We start from the raw sequence: 15,984 nt of genomic DNA, 5'->3' as shown, positions 1-15,984 counted from the left end.
CAGGACTCGCCCAGCGCGGGGAGAGCAACCTCGGTGGCGTTGCCGCCGGCGGCGGGCGCCGGAGCGGCCGCAGCGGCAGGCGCGGCGGGAGCCTCGGGCTCGGCAGGCGCGGCCGGGGCCTCGGGCTCGGCGGCGGGAGCGGCAGCCTCGGCGGCAGGCGCGGCGGGCTCCGCCGGAGCGGCGTCGGCGCCGGCCTCGTCGGCAGCGCCGATGACGGCGAGCAGGCCACCGACCTCGACGGTGTCGTCCTCGGCAGCCTTGATCTCGAGCACGGTGCCCGCGACCGGCGAGGGGATCTCGGTGTCGACCTTGTCGGTGGAGACCTCCAGCAGGGCCTCGTCGACCGCAACCGTGTCGCCGACCTGCTTGAGCCAGCGGGTGACGGTGCCCTCGGTGACGGACTCGCCGAGTGCCGGGAGAGTTACTTCGGTGGCCATGAGTTCCTTCGTTCTACGTCTGTTCGTTGCTCTACTTGTATGTCCGGACACCCGCGCCACCACGACCGAGCCCGATGGCCCGGCGAGGAGAAAGGCGCGTCGGTCTGGGCCGACACCTGCCCGACGCACTCATGATGCCGCCAGAAGGGCGGCCAAGGGCGTCGATCACGGAGCCCATCTTGTCACTACCCCCGCAGCGCTGTGTCAACCGGACCACTACTGATCGGTAGCCATCTCGCGTACGTAGTCCACCAGTGTTGCCACCGCCACACCCGTGCCTCCGGGAGTGAGATGGCCGGAGGCGCCTCCGCTGTTGAAGGACGGTCCGGCGATGTCGAGATGGGCCCAGGGGAGACCGCCGGTGAACTCGCGCAGGAAGGCGGCCGCGTACAGCCCACCGCCCCAGCGGATCCAGTCGTGCTGGTTGAGGTCGGCCACCTTGGAGGAACGGATTCGCTCGTCCATCCATTCCGGGATGGGCATCGGCCACATCTGCTCGCCGGCGACGTCGGCGGCGGCGAGGACGCGGTCGACGACGTCCTCGGAGCCGAGTACGCCGCTGACCCTGTCACCCAGCGCCATCACCATGTGACCGGTGAGCGTGGCGACGTCGATGATCAGGTCCGGCGACACCTCGGTGGCTCGCACCAGGGCGTCGGCGAGGACCATCCGTCCCTCCGCGTCCATGTTGGAGACCTCGACGGTCGTGCCGCCGTAGTGGGTGACCACGTCGCCTGGCCGGTAGGACGAGCCGGAGACCATGTTCTCCGCCATCGGTACGAACGCGGAGACCTTCACCGGCAGCCCGAGGCGGGCGATCGCGAACGTCGCCTGGGCCACCGCGGCCGCCCCGGCCATGTCCGACTTCATCGTGGACATCGAGCTGCCCGGCTTGATCGTGAGGCCGCCGGAGTCGAAGGTGATGCCCTTGCCGACCAGCGCGATGTGGCCGCGCGCGTCGTCGGGGGAGTAGGTGAGCTCGACCAGACGCGGCGCGGCCGCCGAGCCCATGCCCACCGCGAGGATGCCGCCGCAGCCGAGCTCGGCGAGCTGCTCCTCGTCGTAGACGGTCGCCTCGACGCCCTCGACCAGTCCGGCCACGTGCGTGATGGCGTCCGCGAATGCCGGGGGAGTCAGGTCGGCGGGCGGGACGTTGACCCACTCGCGGGTGCCGGCGACCGCCTGGGCGAGAATCTGCGCCTCCTCGAAGGCGGTGACCGCGTCCGTACGCCGCGCGATCGAGCTCAGGATCGCGACGTCGTTCGGCCCGTTGCTCTCTCCGCCCGACTTGGCCGTACTCGACTTGTAGGCGGCGTAGGTGTAGCCGCCGAGGACGTAGCCCTCGGTGACGGCCCGCACCAGGTCGGGGGTGTCGGCCGGCACGGCCACGGCGACGGAGGTGGCGTTGGGCACCGAGCGGGCGGCGGCGCCGGCGGCGCGGCGTACGGCATCGGAGGTGTAGGTGCCGTCCGCACCTGGCTTGCCGAGCCCGACCAGCACCAGGAGCTGTGCGCCGATCTCGTTGCCCGCGGGCAGGCGGGTGACCTCGCCGGCCTTGCCGCTGACGCCGAGCGTCGCGAGCATGCCCCGCCACCGGCGCCCGTAGGCGGCCTTGACGTCCTCTGCGCCGGCGGGCACCTCGACATCCTTCGCGCCCTGCCCGATGCCGACGACGACCGCCTCGGCACGGGTCTTGGCGGGGGAGGCGGTACGCAGCGTGTAGGTGATGTCAGGCAGGGTCACGTCGTGCAGTCTAGGTGTGGCGCGCCCGGAGGGGACGCGGACCGGGGAGTGTCGGCCTGGTGCGATAAGTTCGCGGTATGGCTGAAGAGACCTCCATGGGGGGCGGGTCGGAGCTGCTCCAGTCCCCTCTGCACGAAAACCACGTCGGGCTCGGCGCGAAGTTCGGTGAGTTCGGCGGCTGGTCGATGCCGCTGGAGTACTCCGGGGTCGTCAAGGAGCACACGGCGGTCCGTGAGGCAGTCGGCGTCTTCGATGTCAGCCACCTGGGCAAGGTCATGATCAGCGGGCCGGGTGCGGCCGACTTCGTCAACGCGTCCTTCACCAACGACCTCAACCGGATCAAGCCCGGCAAGGCGCAATACACGCTGTGCTGCGACGAGGAGTCCGGCGGCATCGTCGACGACCTGATCGCCTACTACCGCGACGACGAGCACGTCCTGATCGTTCCCAACGCCGCCAACACCCCCGAGGTCGTGCGCCGGCTCCAGGAGGCCGCACCCGAGGAGATCCACCTCGCCGACCACCACCGCGACTACGCGGTGCTCGCCGTCCAGGGGCCGAAGTCGGACGAGCTGCTCGAGGCGGTCGGGCTGCCGGCCGGTCACGAATACATGTCCTTCGTGGAGGCGGCCGCTCCTGACGTACTCGGTGACGAGATCGGCGTCGTCGTGTGCCGCTCCGGCTACTCCGGTGAGCGCGGCTACGAGCTGATCGTCGCCAACGAGGCCGCCGGCGCGCTCTGGGACGCGCTGCTGTCCCGGGGCGAGGAGCTGGGCGCGGTCCCGTGCGGCCTCGGCGCCCGCGACACGCTGCGTACGGAGATGGGCTACCCGCTCCACGGCCAGGACATCGCCCTCGACGTCACCCCCAACGAGGCCGGCCTCGGCTGGGCCGTCGGTTGGAAGAAGGACGCCTTCTGGGGCCGCGACAAGCTGGTCGCCGAGAAGGAGGCCGGCCCGAAGCGCGCCCTGCGCGGCATCGTCGCCGTCGGCCGCGGCATCCCACGCCCACACATGACCGCCTCCCTGACCGCCGACGTGCCGGTCGGCGAGGTCACCTCCGGCACCTTCTCGCCCACCCTGAAGAAGGGCGTGGGCCTGGTGCTCGTCTCGACGACGGTCAACCCCGAGGCCGAGATCGGGATCGACGTACGCGGCCGCCGCGAGATCTTCCAGCTCACCAAGCCGCCGTTCGTCCCTTCGCACGTGCGGGAGGGCTGATGAGCATCCCTGATGTCCCCTCGGTGTTCAAGCAGCCGTCGGCGGCCGACCGGCCGTGGTGGTGGCAGCTCGTCGACGCCTCGGGTGCCGAGGTGTCGGTTGACGGCGACCTCGCAGGCCAGCGCTTCGCCAACCAGAGCGACGCCGAGTCGTGGGTCGGCGAGGTCTGGCAGGACCTGCTGGACGCGGGCGTGGCCGCGGTGGTGCTCTTCGAGCACGACCGGCAGGTCTACGGCCCGATGAAGCTCACCGCCTGACCCACATCAACTACCTCGCCCCTCAAGGGTCGAGATGGTGGTCTTTGCGTAGGACGTGACCACCATCATGACCCTTGAGGGGCATTGTCGTGGACGGCGGACCAGACGCGGTGGGCCTGTGGATAACTTCTGCAGGTATCGCCGGATTGTCTGATGCTGATCGGTGTGAATGCATCAGCTGGTTCCGAGTCGGTCTCTGACGTCGACATCGAGTCCGACGAGGAGCCGTTCGACCTGTCTCGTCCGTTCACCCGAAAGCAGGCGTTGGCGGCGGGAATCACTCCGAACCGGCTCCGCGGACCGGGCTTCGTACGCCTGCACACCGGTGTCTTCGTAGCGGCGGATGTCGAGCTGACCCCGCTGATTCGCGCCGAAGCGGCGCTGACGACCTACGCCGACACGGCCTTCGCCAGCCACGCGACCGCGGCTCGGATCTCGGGGCTCCCGCTGCCCGCTCTACCGGGTGAGCACGTCACCGTGATGGCCCAGAAGGACCGTCACCGGATCGGCGGTGTCGTCTGTCACTGCGCTCTGAAAGCGGAGGTCAGGACAGTGGCCGGTGTGCGGGTCTCGTTGATCGAGCAGAACTTCGTCGAGCTCGCCACGCTGCTCACGCTGGTCGACCTCGTCGTGGTCGGTGATCATCTGGTGCGGAAGAATCCCAACGGGCTCGGCCGCCTCCAGCGGCACTGTGCCCAGGCAACGGGCCCAGGTGCGGCGGCCGCTCGTCAGGCGCTGGCCTACGTGCGTACCGGCGTCGACTCTCCGATGGAGACCCGCCTGCGCATGCTGATCGTCCTCGCGGGTCTCCCCGAGCCACTGGTCAATCAGCTGGTCGGGGAGGAGAGCGAACTCGACTTCCGCAAGTACGACCTGTGCTGGCCGGCGATCAAGCTGATCGTCGAGTACGACGGCCGACAGCACGTCGAGCGCCAGGAGCAGTGGGAGTCCGACATCGACCGCCGGGAGAAGATCGACGACGACGGTTGGCGCATCCTCGTCTTCATCGCCAAGGACATCTACACCACCCCGGGCAACACCCTGGACCGAATCCACCGGCAGCTGGTGGCAAGGCGGCTCCCCGACGTACCGACGCACCTGTCCCCTCAGTGGCAGCTCCACTTCCCGGGTCGCCCCTGACTCCTCCCGGCCGAGTAGCCTCGGGCCGTGAGCAGCTACGAGTTCCGCCAGGTCGACGTCTTCACCGCCGAGCCGCTGCTGGGCAACCCGGTCGCGGTCGTCCACGGGGCCGACGGCCTGACCGACGAGCAGATGGCCGCCTTCGCGCGGTGGACGAACCTGTCCGAGACCACGTTCCTGCTGGCGCCGACGGACCCGGCGGCCGACTACCGGCTGCGGATCTTCACGGTCGGCGGTGAGCTGCCGTTCGCGGGCCATCCGACGCTCGGCTCGGCGCACGCCTGGCTGGAGGCGGGCGGAGAGCCGAAGGGCTCGAGCCTGGTGCAGGAGTGTGGTGTCGGGCTCGTCGAGCTGCGCCGTGAGGAGCGGATCGCCTTCGCGGCACCCGAGCTGATCCGCGGCGGCGAGGTCGATGAGGACACCCTCCACGCCATCGCGAGGGGACTGCGGATCGCCCGGGACGACATCTGGGACGCGCAGTGGTGCGACAACGGCCCGGGTTGGGTCGGGGTGATGCTCGCCGACGCGGAGGCCGTGCTGGCCATCACCCCCGACCACGCTGCGCTGGGGGATCACAAGGTCGGCCTGGTCGGCCGCTACCCGGAGGGCAGCGAGTGCGCTGTCGAGGTCCGGGCGTTCTTCCCTGCCGATGGTGTCGCCTTCGAGGACCCGGTCACCGGGTCGCTCAACGCCGCGCTGGGACAGTGGCTGGCGGGGTCGCGGCTCCCGGAGGCGTACCTCGCCTCGCAGGGGACCGTCATGAGACGGCGTGGCCGGGTGCACATCGAGAGGGCCGGCGGCCAGGTGTGGGTGGGCGGAGACACACTGACCACCATCCACGGCACGGTCGAGCTCTGACCTAGGCTGGGGCCGTGCAGTCCTACCTCGATCTGTTGACCCGCATCCTCGACGAGGGTGTGGAGAAGTCCGACCGCACCGGGACAGGCACGCTCAGCGTCTTCGGTCACCAGACCCGCTACGACCTCAGCGAGGGTTTCCCGCTGCTGACCACGAAGAAGGTCCACACCCGATCGGTCTTCGGGGAGCTGCTGTGGTTCCTGCGCGGCGACACCAACGTGCGCTGGCTCCAGGAGCGCGGCATCACGATCTGGGACGAGTGGGCCGACGAGAACGGCGACCTGGGGCCGGTCTACGGCTACCAGTGGCGCTCCTGGCCCACGCCCGACGGCCGGCATGTCGATCAGATCGCCCGGATCATCGACCAGATCAAGCAGGACCCCGACAGCCGCCGCCACGTCATCAGCGCCTGGAACCCGGCCGACATCGACGACATGGCGCTGCCGCCGTGCCACACGCTGTGCCAGTTCTACGTCGCCGACGGCAAGCTGAGCCTGCAGCTCTACCAGCGCTCCGCCGACGTGTTCCTGGGGGTGCCGTTCAACATCGCCTCCTACGCCCTGCTCACCCACATGGTCGCCCACGTGACCGGCCTCGAGCCGGGTGAGTTCGTGCACACCCTCGGCGACGCCCACCTCTACAGCAACCACCTCGAGCAGGCCCGCCTTCAGCTCACCCGCGAGCCCCGCCCGCTGCCGACGCTCCGACTCAACCCGGAGGTCAAGGACATCGACGCCTTCGAGCTCGACGACATCACGGTGGAGGGCTACGACCCGCACCCCGTCATCAAGGCTCCCATTGCCGTCTGAACGCATCGTCATGGTCGCCGCGGTGGCCGACAACGGGGTCATCGGCAACGGCCCCGACATCCCCTGGAAGATCCCCGGCGAGCAGGCCGAGTTCAAGGCGATCACGATGGGCCACACGCTCGTCATGGGCCGCACCACCTTCGAGTCGATCGGCCGCCCCCTCCCTGGCCGTACGACCGTCGTGCTGACCAAGGACAAGGACTGGGCCTACGACGGTGTCCTGGTCGCCCACGACATCGACACCGCCCTCGCTCTGGCCGCCGCCGAGCAGGGCGACACGATCGTCGCCGGGGGAGCGCAGGTCTACGAGGCCGCCCTCCCGTACGCCACCGAGCAGGTGATCACCCGCGTCCACCTCGAACCGGTCGGTGACGTCCACTACCCGCCGTTCGACCAGGCGGAGTGGGTCGAGATGAAGCGCGAGCCGCACGAGGCGTACGACCGGGTGTTCCTCGCCCGTGCTCCGGCCCTGCCTCGCTCCCGAACGCGCGAGTAGGTCTGCGCCCCTCTAAGGTAAACGGCATGGAGCTGCGCATCTTCACCGAGCCCCAGCAGGGGGCGTCCTACGCCGACATCGTCGCTGTCGCCCAGAAGGCCGAGGAGCTGGGGTTCGGGGCGTTCTTCCGCTCCGACCACTACCTGAAGATGGGTTCGGTCGACGGGCTGCCCGGACCCAGCGACGCGTGGACGACGCTCGCCGGCCTGGCCCGCGACACGAGCACGATCCGGCTCGGCACGCTGGTCACCTCGGCGACCTTCCGTCTCCCGGGTGTGCTGGCGATCCAGGCCGCCAACGTGGACGACATGTCCGAGGGCCGGGTCGAGCTCGGCCTGGGGGCGGGCTGGTTCGAGCAGGAGCACGAGGCGTACGGGATCCCGTTCCCGGCTCTGGGAGAGCGGTTCGACCGGCTGGAGGAGCAGCTCGAGATCATCACCGGGCTGTGGGCGACCGAGCCGGGGGAGACCTTCGACTTCAACGGGAAGCACTACACGATCAAGGAGAGCCCGGGCCTGCCGAAGCCCGTCCAGACCCGTGGCCACGCCGGCTCGATCCCGGTGATCGTGGGTGGCGGCGGCAAGAAGCGTACGCCGACGCTGGCCGCCACGTTCGCCGACGAATTCAACGCCGCGTTCGTCTCCGTCGAGGAGTCCCAGGCGCTGTTCGAGAACGTCGGGCGCTTCGTCGAGGCGGCCGGCCGGGACGACTCGATGATCCACTCCGCCGCCCAGGTGCTCTGCGTCGGCCGCGACGAGGACGAGATCGCCGCCCGTGCGCGGGCGATCGGACGCGAGCCCGCCGAGCTTCGTGAGAACGGCCTGGCCGGGACCCCGGACGAGGTGGTCGCCAAGATCAAGAGGTTCGAGGACGTCGGCGCGACCCGGATCTGCCTCCAGGTGCTGGACCTGAGCGATCTGGACCATCTCGCACTCGTAGCCGACGAGGTCATGCCGCGCGTCTGACGATAGTCTGTACGCCATGACTGATGCTCCCTTCGGCACCGTGCTCTCCGCACTCGTCACGATGTTCAACGACGATGGCTCGGTCGACTTGGAGCAGACTCAGAAAGTCGCCAAGCACCTGGTCGACCACGGCCACGACGGCATCGTCGTCTCCGGCACCACCGGCGAGTCGCCGACCACCACCCCCGCCGAGGACGGCGAGATCCTGGCCGCGGTCAAGGACGCCGTCGGCGACCGCGCCAAGATCGTGGCCGGCATCGGCACCAACGACACCCGCACGACCGTCGAGCTCGCCAAGCAGGCGGCGTCGATCGGCGCCGACGGCCTGCTGCTGGTGACGCCCTACTACAACAAGCCGGGCGAGCGCGGCATCCGCGAGCACTTCCGCACGGTCGTCGGAGCCACCGACACCCCGGTCATCCTCTACGACGTCCCCGGCCGCACCGGCTCCCCGATCACCCTCGACACCTACCGCGAGGCGATCACCTGGGACACCGTCGTCGCGGTCAAGGAGGCCGCCGGCGACTTCCCGCGCGGCACCAGGCTGCTCGACCTCGGCTACTCGATCTACTCCGGTGACGACGCGCTCACCCTCGCCTGGCTGGCGCACGGCGCCGTCGGCGTGATCAGCGTCGCCGCCCACGTGCTCGGCGACCAGACGCGGACGATGATCGACGCCTTCGCGGCGAGCGACATCGAGACCGCCCGCAAGACTTATGCGCGGATGCTCCCCGCGATCGACGCCATCATGGGCGTCCCGAACTACGGAGCCACCACCGCCAAGGCCGCTCTCGAGCTGACCGGCGTGATCGACAACCGCAACGTACGAGGGCCCCTGGTGGCGCTCGAGGCGGACGAGGTCGAGGCGCTGCGAGCCGGGCTGGAGGCCTCTGGCCTTCTCTAGAAGGAACGCCTTTGTCTCACCCACACCCGGAGCTGACCGAACCCGGCAAGCTCCCCAAGGGCGGCCTGCGGGTCACCCCTCTCGGCGGCCTCGGCGAGGTCGGCCGCAACATGACCGTCTTCGAGTACGACGGCCGGTTGCTGATCGTCGACTGCGGCGTGCTCTTCCCCGAGGAGCAGCAGCCCGGCGTCGACCTGATCCTGCCCGACTTCGGCCCGATACGTGACCGGCTCGGCGACATCGAGGCGCTGGTCCTCACCCACGGTCACGAGGACCACATCGGGGCGACGCCCTACCTGCTCCGCGAGCGGCAGAACATCCCGCTGGTCGGCTCCGAGCTGACCCTGGCCCTGCTCGGCTCGAAGCTGCGTGAGCACCGCCTGCGCGAGACGGTCCAGCACAAGGTACGCGAGGGCGACACGATCTCCTTCGGCCCCTTCGAACTCGAGTTCGTCGCCGTCAACCACTCCATCCCGGACGCGCTCGCGGTCGCGATCCGCACCGGCGCCGGGCTCGTGCTGCACACCGGCGACTTCAAGATGGACCAGCTGCCGCTGGACGGCCGGATCACCGACCTGCGCGCGTTCGCCCGGCTCGGCGAGGAGGGTGTGGACCTGTTCCTCACCGACTCCACCAACGCCGAGGTCCCCGGCTTCACGACCGCGGAGAAGAAGATCGCGCCCGCGATCGAGCAGGTCTTCCGCGAGTCAGACCAGCGCATCATCGTGGCCTGCTTCGCCTCCCACGTGCACCGCGTCCAGCAGGTGCTCGACAGTGCGGTCGCTCACGGCCGCAAGGTGGCGTACGTCGGTCGCTCGATGGTCCGCAACATGCAGATCGCCTCCGACCTGGGATACCTGCACGTGCCCGAGGACGTGATCGTCGACGCCAAGGAGCTCGCCGAGCTGCCGCCGGAGCGCGTCGTCATGGTCTCGACCGGCTCGCAGGGCGAGCCGATGTCGGCGTTGTCGCGGATCGCCAACGGCACCCACAACTTCGTCCACATCGAGCCGGGCGACACCGTCCTGCTCGCGAGCAGCCTGATCCCGGGCAACGAGAACTCGGTCTACCGGGTGATCAACGGCCTCGCCCGCCTCGGCGCCAACGTGGTCCACAAGGGCAACGCCCTCGTGCACGTCTCCGGTCACGCCAGCGCCGGTGAGCTGCTCTACTGCTACAACATCGTCCGCCCGCGCAACGTGATGCCCGTCCACGGCGAGGTGCGCCATCTGCTCGCCAACGGCGACCTGGCCCGCCAGACCGGCGTGGAGAGCGTCGTCTACGCCGAGGACGGCGTGGTCGTCGACCTCATCGACGGCAAGGCCGAGATCGCGGGCAAGGTCGAGTGCGGCTACGTCTTCGTCGACGGCACCACCGTCGGCGACGTCACCGAGTCCGAGCTCAAGGACCGCCGCATCCTGTCCGAGGAGGGCTTCGTCTCGATCATCGTCGTGGTCGACTCGGTCAAGGGAGTAGTCGCCAGCGGCCCCGAGATCCACGCCCGCGGCCATGTCTGGCCGGACAACGCCTTCGAGCCGATCAAGCAGCCGATCGTCAAGGCGGTCAACCGTGCCATCTCGGAGGGTGCGACCGACACCTACCAGCTGCAGCAGGCCATCCGGCGTACCTTCGGGCGCTGGGTCTCCAGCACCCACCGTCGCCGCCCGATGATCGTCCCTGTCGTTATTGAAGCCTAGGCGAGCGCGAGCAGCACTCCGGCCGTGATCAGCGCCTGGCCGACGTGATAGGTCACCATGATCTGCACGTTGGTCAGGCGCGGCGGCGCGTTGCCGTGCTCGGCGAGGTTGAGCCCGATCAGGGTGTCGCTGACGACGAAGATCGTCGCACCCGCGGCGATCCACACGCTCCCGGTCAGCCAGCCGAGCACGAGCATGGTGGCGATCACGAGGGAGTACGCAGCCAGGGCCGCCGCCATCGGCGCACCGCCCATCTCCTGGGCGCCGCGGAGCACCCGGCGCATCGGTATCGCCAGCACGACCGCGACCGCGATCCCGGCCCAGGACCACGCGGGCGTCTCCAGCCCGAGCGCGAGGAAGGTCACGGCGTACGCCAGGTGGCCGACGAAGAAGAACCCCACGCCGCCGAGGAAGCGCCGCGTCGAGGACCCGATCATCGAGATGTCGCCGAGCATCCCGAAGAAGAGCGCGACGATCAGCCACCATGCTGCCGGCTCGCCGTCGCTGACCAGTCCCACCAGCACCATCAGCCCCACCATCACCAGAGGTTTGGTGACGTAGTGGATCCGGCGCCAGCCGAACCACACGGAGGTCCAGTCAGCCATGGCATCGGCGGCGGTGAGAACGGCAGCGAGGACTGCGAGGCTCTGCATGGCGGCAAACTACACCGATGCAACACACCCCCATGGGGTCCCGGAGCCAGGCCGCTCGGTCAAATACCCTGCTTGTATGGCGACCCGTACGTCTTCCCCGCCGGGTTCGCGGAGCTCGACCACCAACAAGAGCACCCGTCCCCGGAGTACGACCACGACAAAGCGAGCAACGGCCACGAGCCGGGCCCGCTCAAAGGCAGCGCCGAACAAAGGCCAGAACAAGCGCCGTCCCGCCGCAAAGTCGGCCAACCGGAAGACGACGAACCGTACGCCACCTCGTGCCGTACGCAACGGGCCCAGCCCGATCGCGGTCCTCTTCGACGCCATCTTCTCCACCATCGCGAGCCTGTGGCTGGCGATCGCCGGGGGAGTGGCGGCCATCTTCCGGGTGGGCGGCCAGGCCGCCAGTGACCTCGAGCCGGAGCACCGGCGCGACGGTGCCGGCCTGTTCCTGATCGGCCTCTCCGTCCTGGTCGCCGCCGGCGTCTGGTTCCAGCTCGGCGGGCAGTTCTTCGACGTCGTACGCATCGCCGTGGCGGGCGTCGTCGGCAAGGTCGGCTGGCTGGTGCCGGTCGGGCTCGTCGTCGGCGGAGTCAGGCTGATGCGCGACCCGGTCAACGCCGCGCCGGTCGGCAGGCTCGCGATCGGCTGGTCCGCGTTCCTGATGGCCACGCTCGGCATCATCCAGATCGCCAACGGCAACCCGCAGCCCACCTCGGGCGACAGCACCGAGCTCCAGTGGGCCGGCGGCGCGATCGGCTACGTCGTGGCCAGCCTGCTGCTCGACGTCATGCGCTCGACGGCCGTGGTCGTCGTACTCCTCTCGCTTCTCGTCGTCTTCGGGATCCTGGTGATCACCGGGACCCCGCTCTACCAGGTGCCGAGTCGCCTGGTGGAGCTGCGCGACCGCGCGCTCGGCCTGACGCCGCCCGAGGAGATGAGCGAGAGCGGCACCAACATCCGGCGGGTGCGCCGGGGTGGCAGGCTCTTCGCCGACGACGACACCTTCGATCCCGAGGGCTTCGAGCCCTACGAGACGCCGCTCCTCGAGGAGGAGAAGCCGAAGAGGAAGCGCAAGAAGGACGGGCTCGACATCGCGCTCGCCCTCGACGAGGACTCCGACGCCGACACCCAGCCCGACGAGGCCGTGCCGAGCGACGCGGCGGGCCTCATGCCCGCCGTCGCGGACACTGCACCGAAGGCCGGCAAGCGGCGCGACCTCGAGCCGCCGCCGCACGCCGAGCTGCCCCAGCGCGTGGAGCAGCTGATGCTCGCCGGCGACGTCGCCTACACGCTGCCGGGCAGCGATCTGCTCAAGCCGGGATCGCCGCACAAGGCTCGTTCCAAGGCCTCCGACGACATCGTCAACCGGCTCCAGGCGGTGTTGGAGGAGTTCAACATCGACGCCGCGGTCACCGGCTACACCCGTGGCCCGACGGTCACGCGCTACATCGTCGAGCTCGGATCTGGTGTGAAGGTCGAGAAGATCACCGGCATCCAGAAGAACATCGCCTACGCGGTGGCCTCAGCGGACGTACGCATCCTCAGCCCGATCCCCGGCAAGTCCGCGGTCGGCGTGGAGATCCCCAACAGCGACAAGGAGATCGTCACCCTCGGCGACGTGCTCCGCTCCAACGCGGCGCGCGGCGACCACCACCCGATGATCACCGGTGTCGGCAAGGACGTCGAGGGCGGCTTCGTGGTCGCGAACCTCGCCAAGATGCCGCACCTGCTGGTCGCGGGTGCGACCGGCTCGGGTAAGTCGTCGTTCATCAACTCCATGATCACGAGCGTCCTGATGCGGGCCACGCCCGACGAGGTGCGGATGATCATGGTCGACCCCAAGCGGGTCGAACTCAACGCCTACGAGGGCGTGCCGCACCTGATCACGCCGATCATCACCAACCCGAAGAAGGCCGCCGAGGCGCTGGCCTGGGTCGTACGCGAGATGGACATGCGCTACGACGACCTCGCCAACTTCGGCTTCCGCCACGTCGACGACTTCAACAAGGCCGTACGCGCCGGGAAGGTGGAGCTTCCGCCCGACTCCGAGCGGGTCCTGTCGCCCTACCCCTACCTGCTGGTCATCGTCGACGAGCTCGCCGACCTGATGATGGTCGCCCCGCGCGACGTCGAAGACGCGGTGGTACGCATCACCCAGCTCGCCCGTGCCGCCGGCATCCACCTGGTGCTGGCCACGCAGCGGCCCTCGGTCGACGTGGTCACCGGTCTGATCAAGGCCAACGTGCCCTCGCGGCTCGCCTTCGCGACCTCGTCGCTGGCCGACTCGCGCGTCATCCTCGACCAGCCGGGTGCGGAGAAGCTGGTCGGCCAGGGTGACGGTCTGTTCCTGCCGATGGGCTCCTCCAAGCCGATCCGTGTGCAGGGCTCGTGGGTCTCGGAGTCGGAGATCAACGCGGTCGTGAAGTCGGTCAAGGGACAGCTCGAGCCGTCCTACCGCGAGGACGTGACCGCCCCGGCCGAGTCCAAGCGGGTGCTGGACGACGACATCGGCGACGACATGGACCTGGTCATCCAGGCGATCGAGCTGATCGTCTCGACCCAGTTCGGGTCGACCTCGATGCTGCAGCGCAAGCTCCGCGTCGGGTTCGCCAAGGCCGGCCGCCTGATGGATATCCTCGAGTCGCGCGGGGTGGTCGGTCCCTCCGAGGGCTCCAAGGCACGCGACGTACTCGTCAAGCCGGACGAGATCGACGGCGTCATCGCAACGATCCAGGGGGAGATGTGAGCGAGAATTCACCGGCGGTCGAGACCGTCGACCCTGCCGAGACCGTCGAGGCTGTCGAGACACACGATGTCGATGTCGTCGAGGTACGCCGCAACGGCCGCCTCGCGCTGGTGGTGGCGCTCGCGTCGCTGCTCGTCGGCATCGCCTTCGTGATGCGCGGCGGCATCGAGGGCTACCTGGTCGGCCTGATCCTGCTCGTCGTCGCGGCGGTGCAGGGCTGGACGGCCTGGGACTCCCGGATGCCGCTGCTGCTCGTCGACGAGCAGGGCGTACGCCTCCGCTTCGGCCAGACCTGGCAGGGCATCCCGTGGTCGAAGATCGAGTCCGTCGAGCACACCCCTCGCCCGGACGGGATCGAGCGGTTCTGGAAGGACGGTCGCATCGGCGTGCTGTTGCACGACGAGGACGAGGTGCTCGAGGAGCTCTCGCCGACCGCCCGGCGCCAGGCGATGCTGACCGAGCGCCTCTACGGCCTGCCGTTCTCGCTCCCGCTCGGCCTCTCCACCCGCGTCCTGGGCGCCGGTGACGACGTCACCGAGGCCATCGCGATCGTCGCCGCCGACGGCGTCGAGGTCGTCGAGATCGACCCCGGGCTCGGCGCGGAGGACGCGGAGACCGACCCCGACGAGAGCACCTCCGAGAGCACCTCCCAGAGCACCGACGAGAACGCTGCCGACGACGGTGACACCGCGATCCGCCCGCCCCTCTCCGAGCAGGCCGGAGACACCAACCCCCGGATGCTCCGGGTCTTGGACGTGCCTGATATCAATGCCGCAGACGTGGCGGACGAGGCGGAGCAGGACCAGGTGGACCGGGACACTCAGCAGGACGAGAAGACGCCGGAGGCCGGCCCCGAGCCCGAGCCCGAAGTGAGCCCCGTGAGCGAGGCGAAGGCGGAGCCGGTCGCACCGCTGCGCGAGCCTTCGACGGCGGTCCGGGTGGACGTACGCTACGTGCCCGAGGAGCCGCAGGAGACCATCGCCGTCCACGGCGCCAACGCGCTCCAGCTGGATCTGGCCGAGGCCGCGTTCGCCGACGCGGACGTCGAGGTAGCCGATGTCGACGACGAGACCCAGGTCTCCGCGATCGAGCCTGACGACGAGGACTCCGCGCCCGAGGGCGTACGTCCGCTCGCGGTGCCCGACGAGGGCGTCAAGGCGCTCTCGATCGACGGCGTCGACGACCAGGCGACCGAGGTCGTGCCGGCCAAGGTCCCGGAGATCGGTGCCGAGATCGCCGCGGCCCGCCGCCGGCTCGCCCTGGACATGGACGGCCTGGCCGAGTGGACGCGGATCCGTCCGCACGTCATCGAGGCGATCGAGGTCGACGACTTCGGCCCCTGCGGCGGCGACTTCTATGCCCGCGGCCACCTGCGCACGCTGGCGCGTGTCCTCGGCATCGAGGTCGCGCCGCTGCTGCGCACCTATGACGAGAAGTACGCCTCCGGCCCGGTCAGCCCGCGCGCGGTCTTCGAGGCCGAGCTCGCCCACAGCGCGGCGATCCGCCCCGTCCGGCGGATGCGTGGCGGCCCGTCCTGGTCGGTCCTGGTGGCCGCGGTGATGGCGGTGATCCTGGTCTGGTCGGTCGCGCGCCTGGTCATCGACGGCACCCAGCACGAGCCCGAGGCCGGAGCGATCCAGCTCGACGGCTCCGCCGGCACCGACAGCCCCTACGGCAAGTCGTCGCCCGTTCCGGTGACCGTCTCCGCCGCCGGTGGCGGTGCCCACGTCGTCGTCCGCGACTCGCGCGGCAAGGTGGTCTTCAGCGGCGACCTCGCCTTCGGCGAGTCCAAGGTGCTCCAGGTCACCCCGCCCCTGCGCGTACAGACCTCCGACGGGTCCCTCAAGGTCGCGATCGGCGACGGCAAGGCCAGGGCCCTCGGCAAGACCGGCGAAGCCGCTCAGCGCACCTACACCGCCAACTAGCACCCCGCGCGTCAAGCGATGCCGAGTCGGCTGGTCCTGACCGCATCCGGCGCCGAGTCGGCTGGTCCTGACCCCATCCGGCGCCGAGTCGGCTGGTCCTGACCACATCCGGCGCCGAGTCGGCTCGTCAT

14 protein-coding genes are annotated in these 15,984 nt (G+C 69.7%); 11 read left to right on the top strand and 3 right to left on the bottom strand.

The genetic code is table 11. The features are described from left to right. On the bottom strand, positions 1-437 hold a 437-nt coding region (locus ACFV9G_RS28255; protein ID WP_378732496.1), incomplete at its 3' end, for a biotin/lipoyl-containing protein. Positions 438-653: 216 nt separating this feature from the next. Continuing rightward, positions 654-2,180, bottom strand: a complete 1,527-nt coding sequence (locus tag ACFV9G_RS28250) for a leucyl aminopeptidase (RefSeq protein WP_378732494.1) — start codon at positions 2,178-2,180, stop codon at positions 654-656. A 77-nt stretch (positions 2,181-2,257) separates the two neighbouring features. Between ACFV9G_RS28250 and gcvT the strand changes: the two genes are divergently transcribed. From gcvT to ACFV9G_RS28205, 9 genes are all read left to right on the top strand, one after another. Further along, positions 2,258-3,400, top strand: coding sequence for a glycine cleavage system aminomethyltransferase GcvT (gene gcvT, locus ACFV9G_RS28245; RefSeq protein ID WP_378732492.1), 1,143 nt, complete (start codon positions 2,258-2,260; stop codon positions 3,398-3,400). Beyond that, entirely contained in the window at positions 3,400-3,657 is a 258-nt protein-coding gene (locus ACFV9G_RS28240; protein WP_176883497.1) for a hypothetical protein, read from the top strand. Before gcvT ends, ACFV9G_RS28240 begins: the two co-directional genes overlap by 1 nt. 165 nt (positions 3,658-3,822) lie before the next feature. Further along, complete coding sequence (locus ACFV9G_RS28235; protein ID WP_378732490.1) at positions 3,823-4,797, top strand: DUF559 domain-containing protein; 975 nt, start codon at positions 3,823-3,825, stop codon at positions 4,795-4,797. 27 nt (positions 4,798-4,824) lie between these two features. Next, positions 4,825-5,655 (top strand): PhzF family phenazine biosynthesis protein, encoded by an 831-nt coding sequence (locus ACFV9G_RS28230; protein WP_378732488.1) that lies wholly within the window; start codon positions 4,825-4,827, stop codon positions 5,653-5,655. Between the two features lie 14 nt (positions 5,656-5,669). After that, a complete protein-coding gene (locus ACFV9G_RS28225; RefSeq protein ID WP_378732486.1) occupies positions 5,670-6,464 on the top strand; it encodes a thymidylate synthase in 795 nt (264 codons plus the stop codon). Then, a complete protein-coding gene (locus ACFV9G_RS28220) occupies positions 6,454-6,960 on the top strand; it encodes a dihydrofolate reductase (RefSeq protein WP_378732484.1) in 507 nt (168 codons plus the stop codon). The genes ACFV9G_RS28225 and ACFV9G_RS28220 overlap by 11 nt, the downstream gene beginning before the upstream one ends. A 26-nt stretch (positions 6,961-6,986) precedes the next feature. Beyond that, positions 6,987-7,925: an LLM class F420-dependent oxidoreductase gene (locus ACFV9G_RS28215; protein WP_378732482.1), complete on the top strand. Its 939-nt coding sequence runs from the start codon at positions 6,987-6,989 to the stop codon at positions 7,923-7,925. 16 nt (positions 7,926-7,941) lie between these two features. After that, positions 7,942-8,829: a 4-hydroxy-tetrahydrodipicolinate synthase gene (gene dapA / locus ACFV9G_RS28210; protein WP_091040857.1), complete on the top strand. Its 888-nt coding sequence runs from the start codon at positions 7,942-7,944 to the stop codon at positions 8,827-8,829. Positions 8,830-8,840: 11 nt separating this feature from the next. Then, positions 8,841-10,526: a ribonuclease J gene (locus tag ACFV9G_RS28205; RefSeq protein WP_357338453.1), complete on the top strand. Its 1,686-nt coding sequence runs from the start codon at positions 8,841-8,843 to the stop codon at positions 10,524-10,526. Here the strand turns inward: ACFV9G_RS28205 and ACFV9G_RS28200 are convergent. Continuing rightward, on the bottom strand, positions 10,523-11,179 hold the full coding sequence (locus ACFV9G_RS28200; RefSeq protein ID WP_378732479.1) for a lysoplasmalogenase: 657 nt from the start codon (positions 11,177-11,179) through the stop codon (positions 10,523-10,525). The genes ACFV9G_RS28205 and ACFV9G_RS28200 overlap by 4 nt on opposite strands. A gap of 76 nt (positions 11,180-11,255) precedes the next feature. Between ACFV9G_RS28200 and ACFV9G_RS28195 the strand changes: the two genes are divergently transcribed. Together ACFV9G_RS28195 and ACFV9G_RS28190 are read left to right on the top strand one after the other, a co-directional pair. Then, a complete protein-coding gene (locus ACFV9G_RS28195; RefSeq protein WP_378732477.1) occupies positions 11,256-13,928 on the top strand; it encodes a DNA translocase FtsK in 2,673 nt (890 codons plus the stop codon). Beyond that, on the top strand, positions 13,925-15,853 hold the full coding sequence (locus ACFV9G_RS28190; RefSeq protein WP_378732475.1) for a helix-turn-helix domain-containing protein: 1,929 nt from the start codon (positions 13,925-13,927) through the stop codon (positions 15,851-15,853). The genes ACFV9G_RS28195 and ACFV9G_RS28190 overlap by 4 nt, the downstream gene beginning before the upstream one ends. Positions 15,854-15,984: the final 131 nt, after the last annotated feature.

Origin of the sequence: Nocardioides sp. NPDC059952 (genome assembly GCF_042730435.1) — a bacterium.
Lineage (GTDB): Bacteria > Actinomycetota > Actinomycetes > Propionibacteriales > Nocardioidaceae > Nocardioides.
The sequence above is the reverse complement of the archived record's forward strand: the minus strand, read 5'-3'. Positions and strand labels throughout refer to the sequence as shown.